Here is an 8,356-nt window from a genome sequence, read left to right as displayed (position 1 = left end):
CAACTGCAGGGAGGAGAGACCATCCCATTGGGTGCTGGCCAGGGAGCGCAACTGATCCGGGGTAAAACCGGCAAGCTGGGTAGCGGCAAAGCCGCGCAAGCGGGCGGAGGAGAGAGCATTGCATTGGCTCTCCAGGAGGCTGGTCAATTGTGCTGAGAGCAGACCATTCCATTGGCTGTCGGCCAGGGAGGCCAACTGTTGGGAGGTGAAGCCGGCGAGTGTCTCTGTGCTCAACAAGGAGAGATGGCCGGGGCTTAGGCCATCCAGTTGGCTATTGGCCAGCGAGCGCCATTGCAGGGAGGTGAGGGCAGTGAGGGGTGCCTCTTGGAAATTAAACAGTTGCTGCGATCTTAAGCCATTGAGTTGACTGGCGGCCAGGCTGCGCCATTGTGCGGCGCTGAAGCCTTGCCATTGGGTAACGGCCAAGGCCGACAGTTGCGCAGAGCCCAAAGAGTCAAGACAGGATTCGGACAATTCGGCAAGAGTAAAAGAGCTGATGCCATCCCATTGGCTGTTGGCCAAAGAGAGCCATACGGGGGAGGGGAGAGAGCCGATCTGGGTGGCACAGAGCGCCTGCAGTTGCAGAGAGGTGATACCGTCCCATTGTGTTGTAGCCAAGGAGTTCAACTCTGCCGAGGTAAGGCCGAGCAGTTGGCTGACTGCAAGGTTGCGCAAGCGGGCGGAGGAGAGGCCATTCCACTGTTTGTCCGAGAAGCTGGCCAATTGTGATGCGAGCAGGCCATTCCATTGGCTGTCGGCCAGAGAGGCCAACTGTAGTGAGGAGAAGCCAGAGAGCGCCTCGCTGCTGAGCAGGGAGAGTTGGGAAGAGCGCAAGCCATCCAGTTGGCTGTTGACCAGAGCGCTCCATTGCTGGGAGGAGAAGCCGGAGAGCTCTCTCTCTTGCAGGGCATGCAACTGCCTGGAGGTGACGCCATCCAGTTGGCTGTTGGCCAGGGAGGAGAGTTGATCTTCAGTGATTGCCATCAGTTGGCTATTGGCCAGAGCGCGCAACTGTGCCGAGGTGAAACCATCCCACTGTGTTGTGCTCAAAGCGGCGAGCTGCAGAGAGCCCAGGCCATCCAATTGGCTGTTGGCAAGCGAGAACAAGGCAGTACTGAGCAGACCAGCGAGTTGAGAAAGTTGCAGGTTTTGTAAATGGACGGAAGAGAGGCCATCCAGTTGCGAAGGGGTAAAAGCGGTGAGCTGCATGGCGGTCAGACCGAACCATTGGGTGCTGGCCAAGGCGTTCAACTGTGTTGAGCGGAAGCCTGCCAGTTGGCTGTTGGCAAGACTCTGCCATTGCGCAGAGGTGAGTCCATCCAATTGGCTGTTGGCCAGTTGACTCAGTTGTATGGAGGTGAGGCGGGACAAGTTTTCAGCCGCCAGAGAGTTTAATTGATTGGAGGTAAGACCATCCCATTGGCTGGAGCTCAAGCTGGAGAGTTGAGTGGCGCTCAAACTTTGCATGAGAAGAGGGGAGAGGCGGTTGAGTTGTTTGGAGGTCAAGCCATTGAGTTGTGATTCTTGCAGAACCGAGCACTGCTCCGGGGTCAAGCCGCTGAGCTGGCTGTCGGCCAGTGCCGAAAGTTGTGCGGAGGTAAGAGCAAGCAGCACGGGTTCCGACCAGATGTGCAAGGCAAGGGAGCGCAAACCATCCAATTGGCTATTGGCCAGAGAGCGCAACTGTTCACTTTGCAGACCGGACAACTGTTCAGCAGAGAGAGCGGCCAATTGCCCGCTGGTCAGGCCATTGCATTGCACAACGCTCATGGTGGCAATCTGTTGGTCGGTGACCCCTTGCCATTGTGTTTTGCTGAGGGCAGTCAATTGACTGCTGGTGAAGCCGAGCCATTGCGCGCTGGTCATGGCGGAGATTTGCATGCTGGTGAGTCCGAGCAGTTGTGCATTGCTCAGCCAGCTTACGCTCAGAGAGTCGAGCGCATTGAGCTGTTGTTCGCTCCAATTGCGCAGTTCGCTGCTGGTCAAGGCGACCATTTTGGCGGCTTGCACTGCCTGGTTCAGATGATCGGAGAGTTCGCTGTCGGTCAATCCTTCACTATTATTGTTTTTCCAGAGTGTGCTGTTATTGCCTTGGACCTCTATTCCGGTGACCAACTGTGGATTGCTGCCGAGCCAATTGGAAATTATTTTGACGTCACCAGCCGAGGCAGTGATTTTGCCGGGAAATTGTTTGAGCGTGAGAATCAGTCTGGTATTTTTGCCACCGCTGAGATGGTAGGGATCCATCAGGAGAATGTCGATTTTATTGGGTGATAAAGATATTTCATAGCGTATCATGCCAGGAATGATGCTGGTGCTGTCATACTTAATATTATTTATTGTTGCAATACTTGTGCTCCCACTTTTGTAGGGGTTGTTTTTTATGGTGTACGCTGGGAATGAGCCGCCAGCCGAGTAGATAAAATTATCATAGGATAACTGCATGCGGGAAGTGCTTGTTTTGAGTAAAGCATAAGTTTCACCGCCGATTACCGCATGTGAGGACAAGGAATAGGAGGCATTACGGTAATATCCTATTTGGCTTATTATGCCATCAGTTGGTATTCCAGATATACTGTAGGTAAGATCACTTCCAAAAAGAGCAATTATATAGGCATCTGAATTAGAGTTATCAATTGCCTTGACCACAAATGCGGACGAACTTTTTTCAAGAGTAGTGGTATAGGTTTTATTTTCATTAATTGATGAAAAGTGACTATTAAAAGTGTTTTTAACAGATTCAGGGATGCAGAGCCTGCCAAGAGTCTGGAACAGTTGCAGCAGATCAACAGAGTTGCTCATATTTTGGTTTGCTCCTTTATGCTTGAGAGTAGATATTCAAGAGCATCTTCCCACTACTAAACATAATTTATGACTGGCAAAGCAGCGGTGCAAGGTAGAAAATGGTTTATATTGATGGCGATAAATATTGTTTGCAGTGGGCGGCGCTGTTGCGCAGAGAGTCTGGTTTTGTGCAGAGATTTTGTGCTAATCTTGCAGATTATGGGGGCTCAAGTTGGCCGCAATGGGTTATGCTGTGGGCCAATGAGCACGGCGGCAGATCTCTATCGAGTGAATGATCGACATGACCTATTTTGTTCAATGGCAAGAGGAGTATGCGCTTGCCCATCCCGTGATAGATGAGCAGCATCAGATGTTGTTTCTATTGGCCAATCGACTCTTTGGCATTGTGGAAGAGAGTGGGCAGCGGGCAAAGCTGCAGGATCTCTTTACAGAGCTGTTTGCCTATACGCAGAAACATTTTCAAGAGGAGGAGCTGATCTGGCAACCATTAGAGGACTCTTTGCGGCAGCGCCATCGGAGCAAACATAGGGAGTTGAAAAACAGCCTGCAAGAGATCTGGAGTAAAGATTCCATTTTTACAACCAGTGATACTCTCTACTGGCTGCAAGGCTGGATCCAGGAGTTGTTGGAGCATATTACGCAATTTGACCGGAGCATGTATCAGCAGTTGCTGGTTTCGAGCAGCGTGGCAGATGCCCAACATCCTGTCGGTACAATGCCCGTCTGAACGGATGCAAACCTCTTTTTTGTTGGCGAAATAGTAACTATTCAGGTTCGTGCTGGTTCGCCAGCTCTACACCCATGGGGATGCTGTACGAATTGGCGCAAAAATGCGCGCCAATCCGCACAGCTTGCTTCCATTAGGCGCTTAAGCCGACGCAAAAAGCGCGTCGGCTTAGTTTGAAAAGCGCGCCAAAGGCAAAAGATTACAAGCAAAATCCCAGGGATTCCATCCCTGGACCCGGCCAGAGAGGTGCCCTCCCTGGACCCGCAGTTGTGTTGGGTGGTGAATAGTTACGCAAAATAAACGCAAGCAAAGGGAGCGGAAGGCTGTTGCATCGGGCAGCACTCTCTATTTTTCTTGCATTTTTAGCAAATATAGTAAATATTTTATCACAGGTGATGTTGCAAAACCATTTAACAGGGGCAGCGGGAGTGCAGAACAATGGCCAATATTTTGGTAGTGGAGGATGATGAAGAGATGTGCTCGTTAATGCTCACCATTTTAAGCCAAGCTGGCCATGAGGTGCACAGTGTGGGAGATGGTGTGGAGGCGTTGCGCCAGGTAAACAAAGAGCACTATGATCTGTTGATCACCGATATATTTATGCCGGAAATGGATGGTTTTACACTGTTGCGGGCGATACGCGATCTGCCGGTGCAGGTGTTGGCCATTTCGGCAGGGTTTCAAAATGTGACCTCAGTCATGAGTTTGTGCATGGCGGGAGCGTTGGGAGCAGTGACCATGAGCAAGCCGATACGGGGTGAGCAATTGCTGCAAAAGGTAGAGGAGATGCTGCATTCTCCATTGCCTCTGGCGCTACGCAGAAAAGAGGCGTGGGGTGTATAATTTGCTCCACAGCTCCAAGCGCAACAGTTTTTGCAACTGGCACCACCGCTTTGCAGTGCTGCTCATGCTGCAGATCAGTTTGCTCGCCGCGGGCCAGGCTGCAGCCCAAGAACCGAGAAAAGTGGTCAATGTCTCCATCTTGCGTGATTTTCCGCCCTTGAGTGTTGTCAATGCCGAGGGCAAGGCGAGCGGTTTTGCAGTCGAATTGTTGGAAGCTCTTTCGGCCAATTTGCAGTGGAGCGTGCGTTATCATGTTGTTGATAACTGGCAGGAGGCAGTCGCGGCGGTACGCAATGGCGTGGCCGATCTCTCCCCTGCGGTGGCCATCACTGCCCAGTGGGAAAAGGAGTTTCTCTTTTCAGAACCCTTGTTGACCACAACTGTCTCCTGCTTTGTGGGCAAGGACCAAAATAAAATCACCAGTTGTGATGATTTGACCGGTCGCTCGATTGCGGCAATACAGCAAGGAGCTGCAGCCCAGCAGTTGAGCAAACGTACCGATCTCAAACTGTTTCCTGCCCAAAATCTGGAAACAGCACTCTCCGCCTTGTTGAACAATCAGGTGGAGCTGTTGATTGCGCCGCAAAATACGGTATTGACCAAAGTGCAGGCCATGGGCTTGAGTCGTTCCATCCACCTGGTGGGTAATCCCTTTTTGGAGATCAAACGGGCGGTTCTTTTGTCCAGAGAACGCGCCGACTGGCTGGATAGTCTCAATGCAGCCATTATGTTCTGGAAAGGCGGGGGAGCCTATAATGCTCTCTACCAGCGCTATTATGGAAGCGAAGCACACACAGAAATCCCTGCCTCGAGCAATAAAAAGGAGAGCAAAAAAGAGGGTGAACAGAACATTGCATGGGTGCTTGGCAGCGCTGCCATGTTATTGCTGCTCTTGCCCTGGATGTTGCGTCGCCAACTGCCTCCCTGGCTGCATTTTCGTCTGCCTCTGACTTTCGGTAACTATTTTTTACGCAAAGAGACCGCCTGGATAGTGTTATTGATTGCCGGTCTGGTAACCGTGATCTACTGGCATTTAAGCAAACTCTCTTTGGAAAATCGCACCCACGACCGGATCGAATATGCGGTCGAAGAGGCCAGACAAGCAATCAGCAAACGCATGATGGAGTATGAACAGGTTTTGCGCAGTGGCGTGGCGCTGTTCAATGCCAGTCGCGCTCAGGTGGATCGGCGCTTATGGCATGATTTTGTGGCCACCTTGCAGATTGATACCTATTGGCCGGGCATTCAAGGAATCGGCTTTTCACGGATGATTCCTGCCGCCGAGTTGGAGAGCCATACGCAAGAGATCCGCCAGGAGGGGTTTCCGCACTATGGCGTTCGTCCACCGGGAGAGAGGTCGCTGTACAGTTCGATCATCTATTTGGAGCCATTTCGCGACCGCAATTTGCGGGCATTTGGTTATGACATGTTTTCGGAGCCGATACGTCGTCAGGCGATGGAGCAGGCTCGCGACTATGGACAAGCCTCACTTTCCGGCCCGGTCAAGTTGGTGCAGGAGACCAGCACCGATGTACAAACGGGATTTTTAATGTATCTGCCGGTTTACCGTCCGGGGGTGGCGCTGGATACGTTGGAGAGGCGGCGAACAGCCTTGCTGGGATTTGTCTATAGTCCTTTTCGTACCAAGGATTTGATGCAGGGTATTTTGGGGCATGGCATACCGGATATGGATTTTGAGCTGTTTGATGGCCAGGAGTTGCTTGAGGAAAACAGGCTCTACAGCTCTGCCGGCAACAATCCTGCAGAGATGTTATATGCCTCTTCTTTATATAATGTGAGCCGTCAGATTGTTATTTTGGGACGGACCTGGACCGTTTTGTTTCACAGTCGCCCGGAGTTTGAACAAAAATTAAGCAGCAACCAGCCGAGCATGGTTTTGGCTTTGGGCAGTTTTATTGATCTGTTGCTGTTTATTTTGTTTCGTTTTTTGGCAAGACGGCAAGAGCAGGTGCAGCGCGAGGCCAAACGGATCAGTCAACAATTGCAGCAATCGGAAGTGCGGTATCAGCAACTGGTAGAAAATATTCATGATGTGATCTTTCAGACCGATCGCGAGGGATGTTGGCAATTTCTCAATCCTGCCTGGGAAGAGGTGAGTGGTTTTACGGTTGCCGAGTCGTTGCAACAGCCTTTTTTGCACTATACCCATCCTGACTATCATGAGCCGTTGCTGCGACAATTTGAGGATTTGCTGGCTGGACGGATTAGCCATTATCGCGATGAGGTGTTGGGGGTGCGTCGCGATGGCACTCAGGTTTGGGTGGAGCTCTATACGGGAGCCCGTCTGGATGAGATGGGATTGGTGGTTGGCTCCTTTGGAACTATACGTGATGTTTCGGCGCGTCGTCTGGCTGAAGAGGCGGCCAACAGCGCTCGTGAGGCGGCGGAGGCGGCCAACCGTGCCAAGTCTGAATTTTTGGCCAACATGTCCCATGAGTTGCGTACCCCCCGCAACAGCATGTTGATTCTTTCCAGACTGCTGGCCAACGATGCCAGTTTAAGCGATGAGCAGCAGGATTCGGCACGGGTGGTTTATGAAAGCGGCAGTGATTTGTTGCGCTTGATCAATGATATTCTTGATCTTTCCAAGGTGGAGGCCGGGCGCATGGATGTCTCTGCTGCGCCAATGAGTTTGCGCAGCTTGATGGAGAGTCTGCAGCGCCAATTTCGTCCAGTTGCCTTGCAACGACGGGTGCAATGGTCGCAAAGTCTGGCGCATGATCTGTCGGAGAGTCTCACCACAGATGCACTCAAAGTGGAGCAGATATTGCGCAACCTGTTGGGCAACGCCTTCAAATTTACCGAACGTGGCGGTGTGCATCTGGCAATTGAGCGGGTGGATTCTCAGCAACCGCTGCAGCGCTCTGAGTTGCAGGGTCAACCTTGTGTGGCCTTGCGGGTCAAAGACAGCGGTATTGGTATTCCTGAGGAAAAATTTGCGCTGATTTTTGAAAGTTTTCAACAGGTAGAGAGCACCACCAGTCGCAAATATGGGGGCACCGGTTTGGGCTTGACCATTGCCAGACGTTTTGCGGCCTTGTTGGGGGGGGAGATTCATCTGCACAGTCGGGTTGGCGAAGGGAGTCAATTTACCCTGATTTTGCCTTTGGCTTTTCCCTTCCCGGAAAAGATCATTGCGACGACCAGCGACCCGGTTGTGCGGCGTGGCCAGTCAGGAGTGGTGGATTTTTATCATCCTGCTTTGCAACTGCTGATTGTGGATGATGATGAGAGAAACCGTCTGGCCTTGCAAAGAGGTTTGAGCGGGCGCACAGGAAAACTCTATTTTGCAGTCGATGGTGAGGAGGCGCTGCAGGTATTGCAGGAGCATCCAGAGATCCATTTGTTGTTGATGGACATCATGATGCCGCGTATGGATGGCTATCAGGCGATGCAGGCGATTCGTCGGCAGCCCCGTTTTGCCCAATTGCCGATTATTGCTCTTACTGCCAAAGCGATGCCCGGAGACAGGGAGCGCTGTTTGCATGCGGGTGCCAATGACTATTTGGCCAAGCCGGTGGCTCTGGAACAACTCTATGCCATCTTGCACGAATGGTTGAGCCCGCTTGCTTTGCCTGAGCCTCACTCTCTGCAGCAGGAAGAGTGCCGTGTGCTGCTGCCAAAACAGCCCGAAATCATCCCTGCAAAAGAGGATCTTGTCCCGTTGTTGGTGCAGGGAGAAGAGGTTGCCATTCTTCTGGTGGGTTCCGACATTCGGCGCAGTTTTGCCCTGGCGAAGATACTGCAACACAGAACCGCCAAGGTGCACATTGCCAGCAATCGCAAACATCTGCTGCAGTTGTTGCAGGAAGCCTGGCCGGTGCATCTGCTTGTTGCTGACTTTTCTAGCCCATGTTTAACACATTTTGGCTAAAATTGCGGCTTTGGATCGTGTAATTGATTGAAATCTATAGATAGCACTTTTGAAAACGCTTTGTAGTGCCATAATTTTACAGGATG

The 8,356-nt window shown here is 51.7% G+C and carries 3 protein-coding genes and 1 pseudogene; 3 read left to right on the top strand and 1 reads right to left on the bottom strand.

The annotated features are described in order from the left end of the window. Positions 1–2,298, bottom strand: a pseudogene (locus EJP87_RS17700) (hypothetical protein); the annotation flags it as partial. 787 nt (positions 2,299–3,085) lie between these two features. Here EJP87_RS17700 and EJP87_RS06535 point away from each other — a divergent pair. From EJP87_RS06535 to EJP87_RS06525, 3 genes are all read left to right on the top strand, one after another. Continuing rightward, on the top strand, positions 3,086–3,532 hold the full coding sequence (locus EJP87_RS06535; protein ID WP_193771193.1) for a bacteriohemerythrin: 447 nt from the start codon (positions 3,086–3,088) through the stop codon (positions 3,530–3,532). 438 nt (positions 3,533–3,970) lie between these two features. Further along, positions 3,971–4,375, top strand: a complete 405-nt coding sequence (locus tag EJP87_RS06530; protein WP_130471057.1) for a response regulator transcription factor — start codon at positions 3,971–3,973, stop codon at positions 4,373–4,375. A 64-nt stretch (positions 4,376–4,439) separates the two neighbouring features. Further along, complete coding sequence (locus tag EJP87_RS06525; protein ID WP_130471056.1) at positions 4,440–8,270, top strand: CHASE domain-containing protein; 3,831 nt, start codon at positions 4,440–4,442, stop codon at positions 8,268–8,270. Positions 8,271–8,356 lie beyond the last annotated feature (86 nt).

This window comes from Candidatus Magnetaquicoccus inordinatus, assembly GCF_004217665.1.
GTDB classification, from domain to species: domain Bacteria; phylum Pseudomonadota; class Magnetococcia; order Magnetococcales; family Magnetaquicoccaceae; genus Magnetaquicoccus; species Magnetaquicoccus inordinatus.
Note: the sequence above shows the minus strand (reverse complement) of the source record. Positions and strands in the feature narration are given on the sequence as shown.